20 protein-coding genes and 1 pseudogene are annotated in these 17,911 nt (G+C 70.3%); 8 read left to right on the forward strand and 13 right to left on the reverse strand.

Annotated elements, in window-relative coordinates; all coding sequences use genetic code 11:
* Positions 1-97: 97 nt before the first annotated feature.
* Both AB0J42_RS28070 and AB0J42_RS28075 read left to right on the forward strand, forming a co-directional pair.
* A complete protein-coding gene (locus tag AB0J42_RS28070; protein ID WP_364299538.1) occupies positions 98-556 on the forward strand; it encodes a DUF3592 domain-containing protein in 459 nt (152 codons plus the stop codon).
* Positions 557-635: 79 nt separating this feature from the next.
* Positions 636-734 (forward strand): annotated as a pseudogene (locus AB0J42_RS28075) (IS5/IS1182 family transposase); the annotation flags it as partial.
* Positions 735-838: 104 nt separating this feature from the next.
* Here the strand turns inward: AB0J42_RS28075 and AB0J42_RS28080 are convergent.
* Positions 839-1,297 (reverse strand): hypothetical protein, encoded by a 459-nt coding sequence (locus tag AB0J42_RS28080; RefSeq protein ID WP_364299540.1) that lies wholly within the window; start codon positions 1,295-1,297, stop codon positions 839-841.
* A complete protein-coding gene (locus tag AB0J42_RS28085) occupies positions 1,294-1,959 on the reverse strand; it encodes a helix-turn-helix domain-containing protein (RefSeq protein WP_364299542.1) in 666 nt (221 codons plus the stop codon). The genes AB0J42_RS28080 and AB0J42_RS28085 overlap by 4 nt, the downstream gene beginning before the upstream one ends.
* Before the next feature lie 88 nt (positions 1,960-2,047).
* On the opposite strand from AB0J42_RS28085, the gene AB0J42_RS28090 reads away from it, so the two are divergent.
* Positions 2,048-2,974 (forward strand): NADP-dependent oxidoreductase, encoded by a 927-nt coding sequence (locus tag AB0J42_RS28090; protein ID WP_364299544.1) that lies wholly within the window; start codon positions 2,048-2,050, stop codon positions 2,972-2,974.
* Positions 2,975-2,976: 2 nt separating this feature from the next.
* On the opposite strand, the gene AB0J42_RS28095 is transcribed toward AB0J42_RS28090, so the two are convergent.
* From AB0J42_RS28095 to AB0J42_RS28135, 9 genes are all read right to left on the reverse strand, one after another.
* Positions 2,977-3,822 carry an enoyl-CoA hydratase/isomerase family protein gene (locus tag AB0J42_RS28095; protein WP_364299546.1) on the reverse strand — a complete coding sequence of 282 codons (846 nt, stop codon included), beginning with the start codon at positions 3,820-3,822 and terminating at the stop codon, positions 2,977-2,979.
* A 48-nt stretch (positions 3,823-3,870) separates the two neighbouring features.
* Entirely contained in the window at positions 3,871-4,434 is a 564-nt protein-coding gene (locus AB0J42_RS28100; protein ID WP_364299548.1) for a TetR/AcrR family transcriptional regulator, read from the reverse strand.
* Positions 4,435-4,502: 68 nt separating this feature from the next.
* Entirely contained in the window at positions 4,503-4,712 is a 210-nt protein-coding gene (locus tag AB0J42_RS28105; protein ID WP_364299550.1) for a hypothetical protein, read from the reverse strand.
* A gap of 384 nt (positions 4,713-5,096) precedes the next feature.
* Entirely contained in the window at positions 5,097-6,770 is a 1,674-nt protein-coding gene (locus tag AB0J42_RS28110) for an ABC transporter ATP-binding protein (protein WP_364299552.1), read from the reverse strand.
* The gene (locus tag AB0J42_RS28115; RefSeq protein WP_364299554.1) at positions 6,767-8,410 is read right to left on the reverse strand and encodes an ABC transporter ATP-binding protein; all 1,644 of its coding nucleotides are present in this window, start codon (positions 8,408-8,410) and stop codon (positions 6,767-6,769) included. The genes AB0J42_RS28110 and AB0J42_RS28115 overlap by 4 nt, the downstream gene beginning before the upstream one ends.
* 307 nt (positions 8,411-8,717) lie before the next feature.
* On the reverse strand, positions 8,718-9,707 hold the full coding sequence (locus tag AB0J42_RS28120) for an ABC transporter substrate-binding protein (RefSeq protein ID WP_364299556.1): 990 nt from the start codon (positions 9,705-9,707) through the stop codon (positions 8,718-8,720).
* Entirely contained in the window at positions 9,704-10,477 is a 774-nt protein-coding gene (locus AB0J42_RS28125) for an ABC transporter ATP-binding protein (protein WP_364299557.1), read from the reverse strand. The genes AB0J42_RS28120 and AB0J42_RS28125 overlap by 4 nt, the downstream gene beginning before the upstream one ends.
* Positions 10,474-11,589 (reverse strand): iron ABC transporter permease, encoded by a 1,116-nt coding sequence (locus AB0J42_RS28130; RefSeq protein WP_364299559.1) that lies wholly within the window; start codon positions 11,587-11,589, stop codon positions 10,474-10,476. The genes AB0J42_RS28125 and AB0J42_RS28130 overlap by 4 nt, the downstream gene beginning before the upstream one ends.
* 446 nt (positions 11,590-12,035) lie before the next feature.
* Positions 12,036-12,656, reverse strand: coding sequence for an isochorismatase family protein (locus AB0J42_RS28135; RefSeq protein ID WP_364299561.1), 621 nt, complete (start codon positions 12,654-12,656; stop codon positions 12,036-12,038).
* 76 nt (positions 12,657-12,732) lie between these two features.
* Between AB0J42_RS28135 and AB0J42_RS28140 the strand changes: the two genes are divergently transcribed.
* Complete coding sequence (locus AB0J42_RS28140) at positions 12,733-13,320, forward strand: TetR family transcriptional regulator (RefSeq protein WP_364299563.1); 588 nt, start codon at positions 12,733-12,735, stop codon at positions 13,318-13,320.
* A gap of 121 nt (positions 13,321-13,441) precedes the next feature.
* On the opposite strand, the gene AB0J42_RS28145 is transcribed toward AB0J42_RS28140, so the two are convergent.
* Complete coding sequence (locus tag AB0J42_RS28145; protein WP_364299565.1) at positions 13,442-14,290, reverse strand: helix-turn-helix transcriptional regulator; 849 nt, start codon at positions 14,288-14,290, stop codon at positions 13,442-13,444.
* A gap of 101 nt (positions 14,291-14,391) precedes the next feature.
* On the opposite strand from AB0J42_RS28145, the gene AB0J42_RS28150 reads away from it, so the two are divergent.
* Both AB0J42_RS28150 and AB0J42_RS28155 read left to right on the forward strand, forming a co-directional pair.
* Positions 14,392-15,090: an SDR family NAD(P)-dependent oxidoreductase gene (locus AB0J42_RS28150; RefSeq protein WP_364299567.1), complete on the forward strand. Its 699-nt coding sequence runs from the start codon at positions 14,392-14,394 to the stop codon at positions 15,088-15,090.
* A complete protein-coding gene (locus tag AB0J42_RS28155; protein WP_364299569.1) occupies positions 15,084-15,761 on the forward strand; it encodes an NAD(P)-binding domain-containing protein in 678 nt (225 codons plus the stop codon). The genes AB0J42_RS28150 and AB0J42_RS28155 overlap by 7 nt, the downstream gene beginning before the upstream one ends.
* Before the next feature lie 102 nt (positions 15,762-15,863).
* Here AB0J42_RS28155 and AB0J42_RS28160 read toward each other — a convergent pair whose 3' ends face one another.
* Positions 15,864-16,343, reverse strand: coding sequence for a CGNR zinc finger domain-containing protein (locus tag AB0J42_RS28160; RefSeq protein WP_364299571.1), 480 nt, complete (start codon positions 16,341-16,343; stop codon positions 15,864-15,866).
* A 105-nt stretch (positions 16,344-16,448) separates the two neighbouring features.
* On the opposite strand from AB0J42_RS28160, the gene AB0J42_RS28165 reads away from it, so the two are divergent.
* On the forward strand, positions 16,449-17,315 hold the full coding sequence (locus AB0J42_RS28165; RefSeq protein ID WP_364299573.1) for an alpha/beta hydrolase: 867 nt from the start codon (positions 16,449-16,451) through the stop codon (positions 17,313-17,315).
* Positions 17,316-17,404: 89 nt separating this feature from the next.
* The gene (locus tag AB0J42_RS28170) at positions 17,405-17,854 is read left to right on the forward strand and encodes a VOC family protein (RefSeq protein WP_364299575.1); all 450 of its coding nucleotides are present in this window, start codon (positions 17,405-17,407) and stop codon (positions 17,852-17,854) included.
* Positions 17,855-17,911 lie beyond the last annotated feature (57 nt).

Here is a 17,911-nt window from a genome sequence, read left to right on the forward strand (position 1 = left end):
GACGTCCGTACGGCGCGCTCCCAGCGCAGATCTGACGACTCTCACCCGCTTCCTGGAAGCCCTGCAACATCTGCACCGGTATTGGCAAACTCCTCCCATGCACAACGGACGGCTCTTCACCCTCGTCGGCGGAATCTTCGGCCTGATCGGTCTGGTCCTGCTCGGGGTCACCATCGCGCTGGCCGTCTCTACGGCGAGTTTCCTGGCCTCGGCCCAGCGAACGGACGGGACCGTGGTCGAGCTGACCGCGCGCACCAGCACGACGCGGACTCAAGACGGCTACACCCGCCGCAGCACCACGTGGTTCCCGACCGTGGAGTTCACGGTCGACGGCAGGCAGTACTCGTTCCATAGCTCCACCGGCAGCAACCCGCCGGCCTATACGAAGGGCGAAGCCGTACCTGTCGCCTACGACCCGGACAACCCCTCTGACGCACGGATCGCCTCGTTCTGGTCGGCGTTCCTCGCCCCGCTGATCACCGGCGGACTGGGCCTGGTGTTCACGCCGGTCGGCACCATCTTGTTCCTCAGGGGGCGGCGGCTCGCTCAGCGGTGATCTGCCGCACAGCATCTTCGAAAATTCCCCCATTAGTGCTTATGCGCCGACATTGAGCCGTCGCAACCAGGGGCTCCAGATGCTGTTTTACCGTGCTGCCGTCGATTTGTCGTTCCAGACGCTGAACCATGTCGCCGCCATCGTCCGGCGGCACCGCAAGACGATCAAGTCGCTCTGGCACATAGTGGTGAAGTCGTCACCAGTGTGAGCTCTCACGCAGATCCATAGCCGTCATTGTGATCCGGCGCGCTACGAAGTCATCCCCGCCTTCCGATGAGCCGATCACCAGGTCAGGCCCTCGGCCTCCTCCCGCAGCCTCTCCCGGAGCCGGCCGGGGATGTGCGCCTCGTCGCGCGGGAAGTACCGCAGGTCCGTCGTGAAGCCCTGCGCGGTGGGAAAAGTGATGCCCGGGTCCTCGTCGTACGTGAAGTCGACGTTGAACCTGCCGGGCCGGTCGATCACGTACCGCATGGTGAACCAGGTGCCCTTGCCCTCCTGGTACATCCCCGCCCGGAGCTCGTCCGTAAGGGAGAACACTTCGGACGGGATGGGCTCCCTGCGGCTCGTCCCGTCCGCCCACTCGACGACGACCTCCGCGCTGGAGTGGTCGATGACGGACTGGATGGCGTAGGTGACCCGCTTCCAGTCGTCCGGGACCGCTCCGAAGATCGTCGTGCCGATCCGGCGGAGGAGTTCCTGCTGTTCGGGCGGGCTCAGGTGCCCTCGCTGGAATGGGGTCATTCTCGTCCGTCAGCCGGCTTGGCGGCGCGGAGCATGGCGCGGTAGAGGGCTGTCGTGCTGGGGGCGTCCGCCAGCGCGGGCAGGTCGGTGCCGGGGGTGGCGAAGCCGCGCAGCAGGTGGCCGACCAGACGGTGCCAGGTGTCCGGGGCGGCCGTGTGGGTGGCCGCGACGACGCCCGCGTTGGCCATGAGCAGGATGACCAGGTCCTGGTGGGTGAAGTCGTCGCGCAGGCGGCCGGTGGCCTTGGCGCGGCGGATGAGTTCGAGCAGCCCGTGGTAGGCCTCGGCGCGGCGGGCTTCCAGGGCCTTGGCGGCGGGGAAGGTCATGGCCAGCACCTCGGCGAAGCCGCGGTCGGCGGCCTGCATGGCGCAGACGTCGTGGACGAAGCGGATGAAGCCGTGCCAGGGGTCGGGGTCGGCGAGGGCCTGGGCGACGGCGGCGACGTAGGCGTCCATCCGGTCGGCGAACACCGCGTTGATCAGGTCCTCCCGGCTGGGGAAGCGGCGCGACAGGGTGGCCTTGCCGACGCCGGCCTCGCGGGCGACGCAGGCCATGGAGACGTCCAGCCCGTCGCTGGCGAACAGGCGCCGGGCGGCGGCCAGGATGCGTTCGCGGTTGCGTTCGGCGTCGGCACGCAGTCCGGGTTCGGGTGGTGGGGCCATGCCTCCACTCTACCGATGTGGAACGCCCGGCCCATTTATGGCAGAGTAAAGCGGGAAGGTCGTTCCACTTACTTCGAAAGGTCTGCTCATGCGTGCCGTAGCACTGGATTCCGTCCCCGCGACCCCCGCCGTCACCGAGATCGACGCCCCTCGCCCCGCCGCCGGGGAGGTGCTGGTGCGGGTGGCCTCGGCGTCGGTCAACGGGTTCGACGTGGCGGTCGCCGCGGGTTATGTACGGGAGACGATGGAGCACCGCTTCCCCCTCGTCCTCGGCAAGGACTTCGCCGGGACGGTCGCCGAGGTGGGCGAGGGGGTGACCGGGTTCGCCGCCGGCGACCAGGTGTTCGGCGTGGTCATGACGCCGGTCCTGCAGGCAGGGACGCTGGCGCAGTACGCCGCCGTGCCCGCCGGCTACGGCCTCGCCCGCATCCCCGAGGGCCTGTCGGTCAAGGACGCCGGAGCGCTCGGGCTGGCCGGCACCGCCGCCCTCAACAGCCTGGACGCCGCCGGGGTCGGCGAGGGCGACACCGTCCTGGTCGCCGGAGCCACCGGCGGCGTGGGCGCGTACGCCGTGCAACTGGCCGCCGCCCGAGGCGCCCGGGTGATCGCCACCGCACGCCCCGGCGCGGAGGCCGACTTCGTCACCGGGCTCGCTCCTGTCCAGGTCGTCGACTACGCGGGCGATCTGGAAGCCGGAGTACGCAAGATAGCCCCCGACGGAGTGGACGCGGTGCTGCACCTGGCAGGCGACGTGACCCGGCTCGCGGGCCTGCTGGGCGGGGACGGGCGGCTCGCCTCCACCCTCGGCCTCCCCGCCGACGCCGTCGAGGGCACCACCATCCACCCGGTCCTGGCCGACCCCAGCGCCGAAACCCTCACCACGCTCGCCGAACTGGCCGCCCGCGGAAAGCTGCGGGTCCCGGTCACCACCGTCTACCCGCTGGAGCAGGTCCACGAGGCGTTCGCCGCTTTCGGCAAGGGCGCCATCGGCAAGATCGCCATCGCCTGCTCCTGACGTCACCAGATCCTGCGGCCGGCGGCGTCCTCGATCAGGCTCCGGATGGGGATCAGCTCCTGGGACGCGACGGCCCCCAGCACCTGCTGCGACATGTGGAAGCCGAAGTCCTCGGCCACGAGCTTCTTCCACGGCCGGGACAGGATGTTGTGGGTCGCCCAGCGGGTGAACCGAGGCCGCTTCATGATGAACTCGGCCAGCTCCCAGGCACGGTCGAGAAGCTGCTCGCGGGGGAGGACGTCGCTGATGATGCCGAGTTCGAGCGCGGTCTTCGCGGGGATCGACTTGCCCCCGTAGATGTAGTAGGCGGCGCGCTTGGGCCCCATGAGCGCCTGCAGCGCGAGGGCCTGGCCGTCGCCGGGAGGGCTGCCCGCGAGGAAGTGCGGGTCCATGAAGTCGGCGCTCTCCACGGCCAGCGTGACGTCGCACATCAGGGCGAACTCGGTGTGGATGCCGGGCCCGTTGACCGCCGCGATCGTCGGGATGTCGAGGTTGCCGACGAAGCTCTCGACGAGTTTCCAGCCGTCGTAGGTCTGCTGGAAGATGTAGTCGGGCTCCTCCTCGGCGATCGGCTTCCCCCACGTTCTCTCGGGGTCGCCCTGGAACCAGGTGTCGCCCGTACCGGTGATGATGAGGACCTGGTTGCCGGGATCGTTCCCGACGTCCTGCCAGACGCGGTTCCACGCGTTGTGCGCGGCCCAGTTGTGGACGTAGGGGCCGTCGTCGGTGTGCAGCCGCAGCTCGATGATGCCGTTCGCGCGGCGCATCCTGAAGAAGTCGGCGTATTTCTCGGAGTACTCCTCGAAGGGCGCGGGCGGCACCTGTCCGGCCCACTGGTCGCTCGGCATGAAGGGTCTCCCGTCCGTCGGAGGACGGCGCACCGGTGGGCGCGTCGCTTAATGAGACATAACCGTCTCATTAAGGGTGGGGCTGGTCAACCCGTCCAGCACCGTCTCGGTGATGCGTCGGGCGAGCTCCCGCGTAATCGGGCGCCGATCCCGCATGACCAGCAGGTACACCGGAGCGGCCAGCATCGTGTTCAAGAACGGCGCATCCACCGGCGGCAGCTCACCCGACCTCACGGCGGCGTCGATCCGCTGCTGCAACACCCCGAGCCGAGCCTCCAGCACCTCCCGCCCCAGCTGCCGGATGGGATCGTCCGCATCCGACACGATCGACGCGTTGATGATCGCCCGCCCGGTCGGCGTGATCAGCGTGTCACTGATCGCGCAGAGAAACTCCACGATGTCCGCACGCAGGTCACCGCTCTCGGGCACGGCCACGGACTCCTCGGCGAACCGCATCAGCGCGTCCCTCAACAGACCGTCACGCTCAGGCCACTTGCGATAGACGGTCGCCCGGCTCGTCCCCGCCAGCTTCGCCACCGCGTCGTAGGTGACGGCGGCGACACCATGCCGCGCGATCAGCTCCACCGTCGCGGCGAGCACCTGCTCACTCACCCGAGCCGTCCGCCCACCGGGCCGCGACCGCCTCTCACCCTCTGCCATACGCCCAAGCGTTTCACCGTCTACCGCACGGTGAGAAGCCTGGTCATCATCAGATCCAGTGCCCGCCCGTGCCGGTCCAGCACCATCGCCGGTCTCCCGCCGGGGCCGGAGTCGGACACCGTGATCGTGTCGGCTCGCGAACAGTCGCGGGTGCGGCAGTCGAGCAGCTTGACCGCCCGGTCGACGCGGTCCCGGTAGGCGATCAGCGGCAGGCCGTCCGGCCGGACCACCAGCGCCGCGCCGGACCGGCGCGGGTCAGCGTCCTGTACGGGCGTCGCACGTGCTTCGTCTCCCTGTCGTCCCGATTGCGTTGAACAGCAGGGTCTGGAAGCACATGCGGGAATCAGTGATGTGGGGTGGCTCGGCCAAGGCGATCAGGTCCCACCAGGCTTCGCACAGCGGGTCGACGCTCATCACCATGGAGGAATCGCAACCTCTGCTCTGCGGGGCCGCACGATGCACGCCCGGCCGGGGTCTACCGTCTCATTCGAGGTTGTGGCGGTTGTCGCGGCATCGTCCTTGGACGTAGTGATCCCAGGGGTTGCGGCCCTGCGCATACTTCACATCCACTTACGGCCTCCGCAGTGCTCGTTCTTCCTGGCGCTGCCGTCGCCTCACCGGGTTTCGGTGACGCGGCCGCCTTCGAGCACCACGACCCGGTCGGCGAGGCGGACGGTCGCCGGGCGGTGGGTGATCCACACGATGGTGCCTGCGGCCAGTTCTCGGCGGAGTCCGGCGAGCAGGCGCGCCTCCGTGGCAGCGTCCAGGTGGCTGGTGACCTCGTCGCAGATGAGCAGAGCGGGCCGCCGCAGCAGCGCTTGGGCGAGCGAGAGCCGCTGTGACTGGCCGCCGGACAGGTTGGCGCCGCGCTCGGTGAGGTTTGTGTGCAACCGGTCGGGCAGTGCCCGGACGGTGTCACCCAGGTCCACGGCGTCGATGACGCGCCACAGTTCGGCCTCGTCGGCGTCGGGATGGGCGAGCCGGAGGTTGTCGGCGATGGTGCCTGAGAAGAGGAACGGCCGCTGATCGACGAGCGCCACCTGGCGCCGAAGTTCGTCCTCCGGGATGTCGCGGAGGTCGGTGTCGTCCAGGATGATCGTGCCGGCCATGGGAGACAGGCAGCCGGCCAGCAGGTACGCCAGGGAGGACTTGCCGCTGCCGGTCACCCCGAGGATTGCCGTCGTCGACCCGGCGGGGAGGTCGAGGTCGATGTGGTCGAGGACCGGTACGGTCGCACCGGCCGGCCCCGGATACGCGAACCGGATCCCGCGCAGCTGTACCTCCGCTCCCGCTGCGTGCCGGTCGGTGCGGGCCGCCGGCGCCGGGGTGGGGCGGCGCGGGACGGCGTCGATGACGGCGAAGAGCCGCTGCGCGGCGGCGAGGGTGGTGCCGAACTCGCTGGCAAACGCCTCCACGGCCGTGAGCGTGGGCGTGATGGCGACGGCGACCGCGACTGCGAGCCACCAGGCCTGGCGGTCGAGCCGCCCGTCCTGCCACAGGTACGCCCCGGTGAGCGCCACGGCGACGACCGTGATCGCGCACACGGCGGTGTTGGCGGCGCGGCGGGCCGCGGTGCGGGATGCCAGCGAACGGGTACGGGCGCCGGCGCCGGCGTCCAGCATGTCGAGCTGCCGCCGCCAGTGGCCGAGGGCGCGCAGTTGGGTCAGCTCCCGCAGTCCGCCGATGGTGTCGGTGACGTGCGCGGCGACCTGCCCGCGGATGTGCTGCCGGTGCCGCGCGGTGCGCTGGAGCCGGCGCCGCCAGAGCCGCGGTACGGCGAGGCCGGAGAGCGCCGCCCCGGCGAGAAGGATCGCCGCGAGCGCCGGGTGAGCGGCCGTGGCGAGAAAGCCGGCCGCTCCGAGCGAGACGACGACGGCGGCGATGGCCGGCGCGATCGTGTGGGCGTAGAACACCTCGACCCGGTTGACGTCGTCGGTGGCCCGGGCTGTGAGGTCGCCGGAGCGGTGCCGGTACAGCACGCCCGGCGACTGCAGGGCGAGGGCGTCGAAGAAGACGGTCCGCAGCCGGGCCAGCACGGAGAAGGCCACCCAGTGCCCGAGATACTGCTCCCCGTAGTGGGCGGCGCCCTTGGCGAGGGCGAGCAGAGCGATCAGCCCGAGGACGCCGGTGACGTCCGGCGGGCCCTCCCCGGAGTCGACGAGCCCGACCGCGTGGACCGCGACCGCCAAGACCGCGATTCCCAGGGCGAGCTGGACGACGCGCAGCGCCGTGGAGAGCGCGAGCGGGGCCGCGTAGGGCCGGGCGAACACGGCCAGCCGGCGGATCATCGGGCCACCGCCCGGGTCTCGGTGATCTCGACGACGCGGTCCGCGGCATCAATCAGCGCCGCCGAATGGGTGGCGACGAGGACGGTCCGGGTGCCGCGCAGCAGCAGCAGGGAGTCGATGATGAGCCGCTCGGAGCGGGCGTCGATGTGGCTGGTCGGCTCGTCGAGCAGCAGAATTTCGGGGTCGGCGAGCAGGGCGCGGGCGAGCGCCAGCCGTTGCGCCTGGCCACCGGAGAGGGTGAGTCCCTCTTCGCCTACGCGTGCGTCGAGCCCGCCTGGCATCGCCTCCACCTCCGCCGCCAGGTGCGCCTGCCGCAGGACCGACCACAGCTGCTGCTCGCCGGCCGCCTGGTCGGCGAGCAGCAGGTTGCCGGCGACGGTGCCGGTGAACAGCCACGCGCGCTGCGGTACGAGGACGGCCCGCGCCGGTCCGCCGTCGGGGGCTGAGAGCCGGATCGTGCCCGCACGTGGCGCGAGTTCGCCGCCGAGCACCGACAACAGCGTGGACTTGCCTGATCCCGACGGGCCCACCAGGGCCACCATCTCGCCGTGCGTCACCCGAAGATCGACGCCTTCCAGTACGGCGGGGCCGTCGTCGTACCCTGCGGTGACCTCGGCCAGCTCCACCGCGGCGCCTCCGTCGCCGGTCGCGGGCGGGGGAACGGGCGGACGCCGCCCCAAGTCGGCGAGGGCCTGCACGACCTGGCGTTCCGCCGCCCGGCCCGCCATGGCGATGTAGAAGAACCCGCCGGCGGCGCTGATGGGCTCCGTCAACAGCAACGAGATCAGCACGAGCGCCAGCGCGGTGCCCAGGGAGATCGCGCCCGAGGTGTGCCGTACGAGCGCCACTGCGGTGCCGGCTCCGATCAGCGCTCCGTAGAACACCACATCCGTGATGAGCAGGACGAACTGGTTGCCGGCCAGCAGCCGCATGGTCGCGCGCCGCTGCCGCTCGCTCTCCTCCGCCAGCAGCCGCGACCGCCGCTCGGCCGCGCCGAGCAGGGTGAGCAGCCGGAGCCCTTGGATCGACTCCAGGAAGTGCGCCGCCAGCCGCCGAGATTGCCGCTGGTACGCGGCGGTGGATGCGCGGAACATCCGCTGGAACCCGCCGATCACCACCGGCACGGCGACCACGACCGCCAGCAGCGCGGACGCCGAGGCCACATCGACGACCACCGCGACGACCACCACCACGATCAGTGGGGTGGTGGCCGACGCGATGAGCTCGCCGAGGAAGCCGCCCCGCCACGCCGCGACCTTGGCCGCCCCGTCTGTGGCCAGCGAGGCGAGCGAGCCCCTGACAGGGCCGCCGGTCGCCTCGGCTTGACCGTCCGGGCCGCCGGCGAGGATGGAACGGTGGATCCGCGCGCGGACGTCGATCTCGGCGACGGCCTCACCCCGTCCGCTCGCGCGGCCCTGGCCGAGCACTCCCGCGACCGCGAGGGCGATCCCGGCCCCTATCAGCACCGGCGTATGCCAGCCGATCGCACCGCCTTCCACTATCCGGTCGATGAGGCGGCCGACGCCCAGGTAGAACAGGCACAGGCCCGCCGCGGACAGCCAGCCGCACGCCAACGCCGCGAGGACGTGACCACGTACCGGCAACTCCAGCGTCGGCAGGGGTGACGTCGGGCCGCTCATCGCATATCTCCGTCGAGGAGACCTTCGGTTTCAGGCGAGGGAGGAGTCGGACCCCCTGCGGAGCATGGCAAGGACCGTCCGATCGCCCTGGTGGCGATCGGACGCAGCACGTGCCGCGTCCATGCTGTTCTTGCTCTTGCCTTCCAAGCGATCACCGAGCGTGGAAGGTCTGCCGCCGGTGAAGCCTGTGGAGGCCACGAAAGACCGGTCACTGTCGCTCCTTGAGGGGTGGTGGGGGCTGTCGTGTGAAGCAGGAAGGCCCGGCTCGCGAGAGCGGTAATCCCCCGCATGCACGAGAGGGAGGAGGTCAAGGGAATGTCTCCGGGTGGAGCCAGCGGGCGATCTCTTCCAGGCCGTCGGCGAGGCGTACGCCGCCGATGCCGTAGGAGGTCCGTGCGGGCAGCAGTTTGACGCGACCCTCCCGGACGGCCGCCAGATCGGCGACGGCGGGGTTGTCCAGGAGCGAGCGGAAGGAGTCGCGGCCCTTGCCGGTCACGTCGATCAGCAGGATCGCGTCCGGCTCCGCCGCAATGAGCTGCTCGGCGCTGACCGGTCCGGTGCTGCGCAGGCCGATGCGGTCGGCGACCAAGGCCCCGCCCGCGCGTCTGACCAGGTCGGAGGTGAGCACGTCGGCCGCGTTGATGAACGGCCGCCCCGCCTGGTTAGACAGGATCGCCACGCTCGGCCGGTCGGTGGTCCCGCCGGCCTGCTCCGCCACGGCGTCCGCCCGGCGGTCGAGTTCGGCGGTGAGCTCACGAGCCTTCGCCTCGGCGTCGAGCGCCCGCCCGAGCAGGGTCAGGTTCTGTTTGACCTCCTCCAGGGTGCCCCAGCCGGTGGTGATGGCGATCATCGGGATGCCGGCCGGGGCGAGCACCGCTTGGGCGTCCCGCTCGCCGCCGTGCCGGGCGGTGATCAGGATCAGGTCAGGGTTCAGGGCGATGATCTGCTCGGGATCGGGGTCGTTGCCCGGCGGCAGCTTGGTCGGGACGGTCGCCATCTGCTCGGCGTGGCTCGACAGCGACGGGTTGGTGGCCGAGACCGGGACCGCGGTGAGGCGCTCGGCGCCGACCAGTTCCACGGCGGCTTCGGCCACGTCCGCCGAGAGCGCGGCGATCCGCATCGGCCGGGTCGGCAGGGTCACCTGTCGCGGCGGGTCGCCGGGCACTTCGACGGTACGTGGGTAGGAGGTCTGCTCCGCCGTACCGGCGGATGCGCGGTCGGCGGTGTCCGAGGCACAGCCGGCCAGCAGAGACAGGCCGAGCGCGACGGCGCTCAGCCCGGCGAGAAAACGCTTCACATGGTCTCCAATGCGGTGACGATGAGGGAATCGGTCACGTCGTCCCGGCGGACCGCCGCTCGTACGGCATAGGCCTCACCGAGATACTCCGGGGTGAGCACGTGCGCCGGCGCACCGGTGGCGAGCACCCGGCCACCGGCGAGCAGGGCCAGCTCGGTGCAGTAGCGCGCCGCGAGGTTGAGGTCGTGCAACACCACCAGCACCGTCCGGCCGGCGTCGGCGCAGGCTCGCAGCAGCCGCAGTACGGCGAGCTGGTGGCGCAGGTCAAGGGCGGAGACCGGCTCGTCGGCGAGGAGCACCGGGGCGTCCTGGGCGAGTGCCTTGGCTAGCAGCACGAGCTGGCGCTCCCCTCCGGAGAGGGTGGCCATGCCGCGGTCGGCCAGATGGGTGGTGCCGGTCGCGACCATGGCCCGTTCGGCCGCCGTATGGTCGGCCTCCCCTTCCACCGCGAACCGCCCCAGATGCGGATGCCGACCCATGAGCGTCACCTGGTAGGCGGTGAAGGGGAACGCCAACGCGGTTTCCTGCGGCAGGTAGGCGATCCGGCGGGCCAGCACTCGGGGCCGCAGGTCATGCACGGGCCTCCCCTCCAGCACCACACGGCCACGGCTCGGCCGGTTCAGCCCGGCGATCGTGCGCAGCAGGGTCGTCTTCCCGGCGCCGTTCGGCCCGACCAGGCCGAGCATCCGCCCGGGCGGCACCGTCAGGCCGACCCCGTCGAGGATCACCGACCCACCGGCCGCCACCCGCAAACCGTCCACCACGATCACGAGATCCTCCGGCGGGACCACAACACCAACAGCAGGAAAACCGGCGCGCCGACCACCGCCGTGACCACCCCGGTCTGCAACGTCACCGACGCCGGCAACAGCCGCGCCGCGGTGTCGGCCGACACCAGGAACACCGCCCCCAGCAGCGCGCTCGCCGGCAGCAGCAGCCGATGGTCGGGGCCCGTGATCAGCCGGACCACATGCGGAGCCACCAGCCCCACGAAGCCGATCACCCCGCTCACCGCCACTGCCATTCCCGTCAGCAGCGAGGCCAGCGCCAGCAGTACGTTGCGCGTACGGGCGACATCCACCCCGCTGGTCCGAGCGGCGTCGTCGCCGAGCATCATGACGTTCAAATCCCGGGAGAACACCATGGCGGCCGCGACGCCGGCGAGCACCGGCACCACGGTCAGACGCACGTGCTCCCAGGTACGGGCGTCCAGGTCGCCCTGCAGCCAGAACACGATGCCGCGCAGTGACTGCTCGTCGGGCGCGTTGGCCACGAGCGCCGAAACCACCGCCCCGAGCAACGCGTTGAGCGCGATGCCCACCAGCAGCACCGTGGCCATGCCGCGCCCGCGACTCGCCGCGGCGATGCCGCAGACCGCCCCCACCGTGAGCAGGGCCCCGGCGAACGAGGCCGCGGGCAGGACAAGCGTGCCGCCCGCCCCGGCCGTGATGGCCAGCACCGCACCGACCGCCGCCCCGGCCGACACCCCGGTCACCCCCGGTTCTGCCAGCGGATTGCCGAACAGCGCCTGCATCACCGCCCCCGCCGTCCCGAGCGCCGCCCCGACCAGCACCGCCACCAGCACCCGCGGCAGCCGAATCTCCCCGACCACCAGCTCCTGGCGTGCCGCCGGCTCTCCCATGGGGAGCCCGAGACGCTCAGCGAGGATCGCCACGACGTCGCCCGCCGGAATCGAGACCGGCCCGAGCGCGACCGCCGCACTGCTCGCTACCACCAACAGCACGACCAGCCCGCCGACGGTCACCACCAGCGTGATGACGGCTTTCCGGCGGGACCGGGGACGGGGCGACCACACGGGGAGGTAGCCCGTGGCGGCGTGGCCGGGGCCGCGCGGGGCCGGTACGTCGTGCGCCGCCGGCACAGCGTGATCGGCAGCGGATGCTTCCTTCGTCATATGCCCATACGTTGGCATATTGAAAATGATTATCGCAACCATGTTCATGTGGCGAATGCCAAGTCTCGGCGAAGGACTGACTGCCACGGCGTCGCCGGCCTGTCGCTGCACGACCCGCATCGCAACCGCCATCGACCGGGCATTCCCTGGCCAGAGAGCGCCGTACGGGGCTCCTCGCCGATCCCCGCTACCCCTGGGTCGTCAATGTGAGAGAGGGCGAGGCTCTGCTGGATGTGGCGGATCTGACACTCGGGTACCCGACGGAACGACCGGGACAAGCGGATCGCTTCAGGAGCGCCACCAGGAATAGGTTTCGATGCGTACGGTGCTGCCGATGGGTGGGGCGTGCACCAGCATGGCGGCCGCGTGGGGCCCGTCGAACTGATGCGCCTCCGCCGGGCCCGCCGGGATCGCTAGGGCTGGACGGCGGCCAGGTAGTGCTGGACGCCCGCGGCCATGGTGGGGACGTGCTCGCGCATCAGCCGCTGGAAATGCGGCGCGGTCGCGGAACGGTGGTCGACGGTGAACTCCCCGGCCAGGGAGAACCAGGTGACCGGGACGGCGCCCGCCTGCACCATGCGCTGGACCGCGGTGGCGTGAGTCTCGGCCGTCACACTGGCGGAGGCGTCCACCACCAGGTGGACCTCGTAGTCCTCCCGCAGCGCGCCGAGCACGGTCTGCAGCACGCAGCCCTCGGTGGACACGCCTGCGATCGCGAGCTTGCGGCGTCCGGTCTCGCGCACGGCGCGCGCGAAGTTCTCATCGAGGAAACTGTTGAAGTTGCCGCCCCGTTCGATCACCGGGTGGTCGCCGAGCACCTCCAGCAGCTGGGGGTAGAGCGGGCCGGACGGCTTGTCGGGCAGGCCGTTGGTCACCACCAGGCCGCTGCCGTATAACAGGGCCGTCTTCGCCAGCCCCACCACGTTGTTGAGGTGCTGGGCGGTGTCGTGCGAGCGCAGTACGTTGGCGAACCCGACGGCGTGGTCCACCAGCACGATCGTGGTGTTCTCCGGGGTCAGGGGGTCGGGCGTCATGGTCTCTCCCAAGCGCTAATGAACATATGGTCATTAAGACCGTAGCACCACTAATGACCACGCGTACACTTAGCGTGTGAGCACCACCCCGCGAACCGGCAGGCGCAGACGAGACCCCGAGGCCAGCAAGGCCGCCATCCTCCAGGCCGCCCGCAGCGCGTTCGCCGAACGCGGCTACGCCCGCGCGACCATCCGGGAGATCGCCCAGCGCGCCGGCGTCACCCACGGGCTGGTCATGCGGCACTTCCCGTCCAAAGAACAGCTGTTCATCGCCGCGATGCCCGGCGCGAGCGACCTCGACGACCTGATGCCGGGCACGCCCGACGCCCTCCCCGAACGCATCGCCCAGGCCTACGTCGACCGCATGGAGAGCGCCGACGGCAACGACCCGTTCATCGCGCTCATCCGCAGCGCCGCCTCCGACGAACAGACCGCGACCCGCCTCTACGCCGCGATGCAGCAGCGCAGCATCGAGTCCTACCGGACGGTCGTGACCGGGCCGGACGCCGACGAACGCATCGCCCTCCTCGGCGCCCACCTCATCGGCGTCACCTTCAGCCGCTACGTCATCGGCGTCGGTCCCCTGGCCGACATGAGCGCCGAACGCCTCGTCCGCCATCTGACCCGGACCCTGCGCGGCATCCTCCTGGGAGCGTCCGCCTAGAGCCACACTCTCCGCTTTGAACGATTCGTACGGCTGCTCAGTCGAAAAAGCGTTCCCCGCGATCGCACGCCACTCGTCGACCTTGCCGAGGATCTCGGCTTCGCACAGGTGGACGACGTCGTCAGGTCATGGCGGCGGTGCCGGCTTGCTTGAGCTTGGTCTCGTCGTCGCTGCCGGGGGCGGCGGTGTAGGCGAGCAGCTTGAGCTCGGTGTCGGCATCGGTGAGGACGTCGCAGTCGACGACGATGTCGCCGAGCTCGGGATGCCGGATCGTCTTCTGGTTCCCGTTGTGGCGGCCGACCGTGCCATCGGCCCAGAACTGAGCGAAGCGGGCGTTGCCGGCGAGTGTACGGGCGACCAGCGCCGCCAGTCGTGGGTCGTCGGGGTAGCGTGCGGAGGCTCGGCGCAGATCCGCGACGAGCGCGCGGTCGGCCGCCTCGGCGTTGGTGGGTATGACCGGCCAGCTCGTCAGCTTGCCACGATCCTCCGCCACCGGGAACCTCAGCCGGACCAGGTTGCGTGCCTCGGGCGCGACCCGGGAAGGATCGCCGAAGAGCGCGGCCCAGTGCTGGTTCCACCACACCAGGCTCCAGTCGGCGGCGAAGACGGCGACCGGAATATCGGCCAGCCTGGTCAGCAGCCGTCGTGTTCCCGCCGGGATCTGATCGATGACCAGGCTGTGCTGCGGCGCCTGCAGCCCCGCGAGCCGGTACAGGTGGTCGCGCTCCTCGGCGCTCAGCCGCAGAGCACAGGCCAGTGCCCGCACCACTTGCTCGGAAGGCGTGGTCGCGCGGCCTTGCTCCAGCCTGACCACGTAGTCGACCGAAATACCGGCGAGTTCCGCCACGTCCTCGCGCCGCAGGCCCGAGGAGCGCCGCCGCCCACGCTCCGGCAGCCCGGCCGCTTCGGGTGAGAGCCGGTCCCGCCAGGCACGCAACGTCATCCCGAGGTGGTTGGCGAAGACAGGCACACTGCCATTGTGCCCGATGCCGCAGTTCGCGCGGTGGTACTGCTGGTCCTACGAAAAGCCCTCCCTGGCCGGTCGGTGAGCACCTCCGCAGACTCGAAGGCATGTCGAAGACCATCTTCATCACCGGAGCCAACCGAGGCCTCGGATTCGAGAGCGCCCGCCGCCTGACCGACCTCGGCCACACCGTGCTGGTCGGCGCCCGCGACCGTGACCAGGGCTTGGCGGCCGCCGCGAGACTCCGGGCGCGCTTCGTGCCCATCGACGTCGCAGACGACGAGTCGACCGCGAACGCGGCGGCCGACGTCGCCGCACATGAGGGCCACATCGATGTCCTGATCAACAACGCCGGCATCGCCGGCACCATGGCTGCGGCCGACGAGCTGACCGGTGAGGACGCCACCCTGGTGTTCAACACGAACACGATCAGCATCGTCCGGGTCACCTCCGCGTTCCTGCCGCTGCTGCGCAGAGGCGACGCGCCCGTCGTCGTGAACGTCACCAGCGGTGTGGGGTCCGCCGCCCTCACCCACGACGAGACCCGCGCCGAGTCACAGTTGATCGCCCCGCTGTATGCCGCGTCGAAAGCCGCGGTCACCATGCTGACGACGCAGTACGCCAAGGCGCTGACCGACATGCGCTTCAACGCCGTCGACCCGGGCTACACCGCGACCGACCTCAACGGACACACCGGCCCCCAGACCGTGACCGAAGGCACCGACGCGATCGTCACGCTCGCGACAGAGGACGCGAGCGCGGGAACCGGCCGCGTCATCGACCGCTACGGACCGCTGCCGTGGTGACGACGATCGGCATCATCGGCGCCGGAGAGGTCGGCGGCCAGCTGGCGCGCGCGGTCATCAGGAACGGCTATCAGGTCGTCATCGCCAATTCACGGGGACCCGAGACCCTGACGCGTCTCGTCGCCGAACTGGGCCCCGCAGCGCGCGCCGCGACCGCTGCCGACGCCGCGGCGGCGGGCGACTTCGTCATCATCGCGGTTCCGCTCAAGCTCGACAACGACATGCCCACCCCGCAGCTCGCGGGAAAGATCGTGCTCGACACCAACAACTACATGCCCTGGCGCGACGGACACTACGAGGTCGTGGACTCGGGAGAGAAGACGGTCCACGAGATCCGTCAGGAGCAACTGCCGGCGTCGAAGGTGGCCAAAGCCTTCACGCACATCCAGGCGCCGCGCCTCTTCCTCTCCGCGAGCCCGGCCGGCACGCCCGGCCGCCACGCGCTCTCGGTCTCCAGCGACTTCCCCGAAGCCGTCGAGCTGGTCACCCGGCTCTACGACCAGCTCGGGTTCGACACGGTCGACAACAGCCCGCTGAGCGCATCCTGGCGCAGCGGCCCCGGCCAGCCCGCCTGGAACGCTCACGCCCACCAGACCCGCGACCAGCTGGCGGCCAACCTCGCTGCCGCGAGGCCGCTCGGAACACGGGAGAATCACGATGATCGGCAATGAACTGCGCGACTGGTACCTGCGAGATCCCATCATCAAGCCCGGGACCCGTATTTCGGCGGCACCCGTAATGACCACGATCGCTGGACGGACCCGTGGGATGGGTCAGCGGGTGCGTCTGTAGTGACGGCGCGCTTTCTCCCGGTTGCCGCAGACCGCCATCGAGCACCAGCGGGCGCGGTTGGCGCGGCTGCGGTCGAGCAGGAAAAGCCGGCACTCCTCGTTGGCGCAGGGGCGTAGCCGGCCGGGCAGTTGTCTCTCGGTGTCGGCCCAGGCGAGAACCATCTCGACGGCCAGCCGGGCGTGCGGAGGAGTCCTGACCGTCCACTTGAGACCATCCGAAGTGATCTCGGGGATCTGGTGGACCCCTTCGAGCAGCGGGCTCAATGCGGTGGGCGGCCTTTCTCCGCGCACTATGTCCTGCAGGATGTCCCTCGCCTCGCGCAGCAGCGCCAGTTCCTCGAGGCTGCCTTCGCCGCCGTGCTCCTGCGCCCAGCGCCTGCCTTCGTCCGGGTCGCCGAGCGCGTCCTGTTCTTCACCGTTGACCAGTGGCCTGCTGTTGAGCAGGTCAAGCAGCGCGTCCATCGAGTGCCACCCTCTTCTAACCAGATTGAATCGCTTGACAGGTTAGGTACGCCCGTGGTTCCATGCCAGATAACTAACCGTATCAAAGCCTCAAAGGGGTTAGATATGAGCTCGGTGCACCACCGGACCACCACAGTCGACGGCCACGAGATCTTCTACCGGGAGGCCGGCCCCGCCGACGCGCCCGCGATCGTCCTGCTGCACGGCTACCCGACCAGCTCGTTCATGTTCCGCCACCTCATCCCGCTGCTGGCCGACCGCTACCACGTCATCGCCCCGGACCACCTCGGCTTCGGCCGCTCCGCCGCCCCCTCCGCGGACGAGTTCACGTACACCTTCGACGCCCTCACCGACCTCACCTCCGGCCTCCTCGACCACCTGGGCCTGGACCGCTACGCCCTCTACGTCCACGACTACGGCGCCCCCATCGGCTGGCGCCTCGCACTCAAGCACCCCGAACGGATCTCCGCCCTCGTCACCCAGAACGGCAACGGCTACGAGGACGGCTTCGTCGAGTCGTTCTGGGCCGGCCTGTGGGCCTACGGCGCCAACCCCGGCCCCGACACCGAACCCGCCGTCCGCGCCGCGCTGAGCGCCGACGCCATCCGCTGGCAGTACGTGCACGGCGTGCCCGACCCGAGCCTGGTCAGCCCGGACACCTGGGAACACGACCACGCCCTCATCTCCCGCCAGGGCAACGATCAGATCCAGCTCGCGCTGTTCCGCGACTACCAGAACAACCGCCCGCTCTACCCGCTGCTGCACGAATTCCTGCGCAACAGTGAGGTTCCGGTGCTCGCCGTGTGGGGCCGCAACGACGAGATCTTCGGCCCAGCGGGCGCGCAGGCCTTCGCCCGCGACGCCACGGACGCGGAGGTGCACTTGATCAACGGCGGCCACTTCCTGCTGGAGAGCCACCTGGACGTGGTCGCGGGCTACATGCGCGGCTTCCTCGGACGGGTGCTGGACTAACCCGCGCCGGCGGCCCAGGAGCCGTCCGCCGTGACCCGTCCCGACCGAGAGCCGACGAAATGTCGGATGGGCCCGGCAGGATGGCTGCCATGGTTTCCTATCAGCTGGTCATCGACTGTGCGGCACCCGAGCGGATGGCCCGGTTCTGGGCGGGCGCGCTGCGATACACGGTGGAGCCGCCGCCAGGTGGATTCGACACGTGGCGGGATTACTGGCGCAGTATCGGAGTGCCGGAGGACGAGCTGGGCGAGGGGGACTGCAGCGACAGCATCGTCGATCCCGAGGGGCACGGGCCGAGGATCTGGTTTCAGCAGGTGCCTGAGGACAAGGTGGTCAAGAACCGGTTCCACCTGGACGTGAAGGTGGGCGGCAAGCGGGAGGACGTCCCGCTCGAAACCCGGAAAGCGCGGGTGGATGCCGAGGTGGAGCGGCTTGTCCAGGCGGGGGCGTCCGTTGTGCGAGTGCTGTCGCAGCCTGGGATTGATCACTATGCGGTGGCACTGATGGATCCCGAGGGAAACGAGTTCGACGTGGTCTAGCACCGTTTTCCGCACGTCCACTATCCCGCGTCTCCGCACTTCGGCTTACCCGCCGCC

The organism is Nonomuraea sp. NPDC049649 (assembly GCF_040675175.1).
Lineage (GTDB): Bacteria > Actinomycetota > Actinomycetes > Streptosporangiales > Streptosporangiaceae > Nonomuraea.

Excerpts from the sequence above, each read along its gene's own strand:
- AB0J42_RS28070 (WP_364299538.1), top strand. The coding sequence starts at position 98 with ATGCACAACGGACGGCTCTTCACCCTCGTCGGCGGAATCTTCGGCCTG.
- AB0J42_RS28080 (WP_364299540.1), bottom strand. The coding sequence starts at position 1,297 with ATGACCCCATTCCAGCGAGGGCACCTGAGCCCGCCCGAACAGCAGGAA.
- AB0J42_RS28085 (WP_364299542.1), bottom strand. The coding sequence starts at position 1,959 with ATGGCCCCACCACCCGAACCCGGACTGCGTGCCGACGCCGAACGCAAC.
- AB0J42_RS28090 (WP_364299544.1), top strand. The coding sequence starts at position 2,048 with ATGCGTGCCGTAGCACTGGATTCCGTCCCCGCGACCCCCGCCGTCACC.
- AB0J42_RS28095 (WP_364299546.1), bottom strand. The coding sequence starts at position 3,822 with ATGCCGAGCGACCAGTGGGCCGGACAGGTGCCGCCCGCGCCCTTCGAG.
- AB0J42_RS28110 (WP_364299552.1), bottom strand. The coding sequence starts at position 6,770 with ATGATCCGCCGGCTGGCCGTGTTCGCCCGGCCCTACGCGGCCCCGCTC.
- AB0J42_RS28115 (WP_364299554.1), bottom strand. The coding sequence starts at position 8,410 with ATGAGCGGCCCGACGTCACCCCTGCCGACGCTGGAGTTGCCGGTACGT.
- AB0J42_RS28135 (WP_364299561.1), bottom strand. The coding sequence starts at position 12,656 with ATGACGCCCGACCCCCTGACCCCGGAGAACACCACGATCGTGCTGGTG.
- AB0J42_RS28150 (WP_364299567.1), top strand. The coding sequence starts at position 14,392 with ATGTCGAAGACCATCTTCATCACCGGAGCCAACCGAGGCCTCGGATTC.
- AB0J42_RS28160 (WP_364299571.1), bottom strand. The coding sequence starts at position 16,343 with ATGGACGCGCTGCTTGACCTGCTCAACAGCAGGCCACTGGTCAACGGT.
- AB0J42_RS28165 (WP_364299573.1), top strand. The coding sequence starts at position 16,449 with ATGAGCTCGGTGCACCACCGGACCACCACAGTCGACGGCCACGAGATC.
- AB0J42_RS28170 (WP_364299575.1), top strand. The coding sequence starts at position 17,405 with ATGGTTTCCTATCAGCTGGTCATCGACTGTGCGGCACCCGAGCGGATG.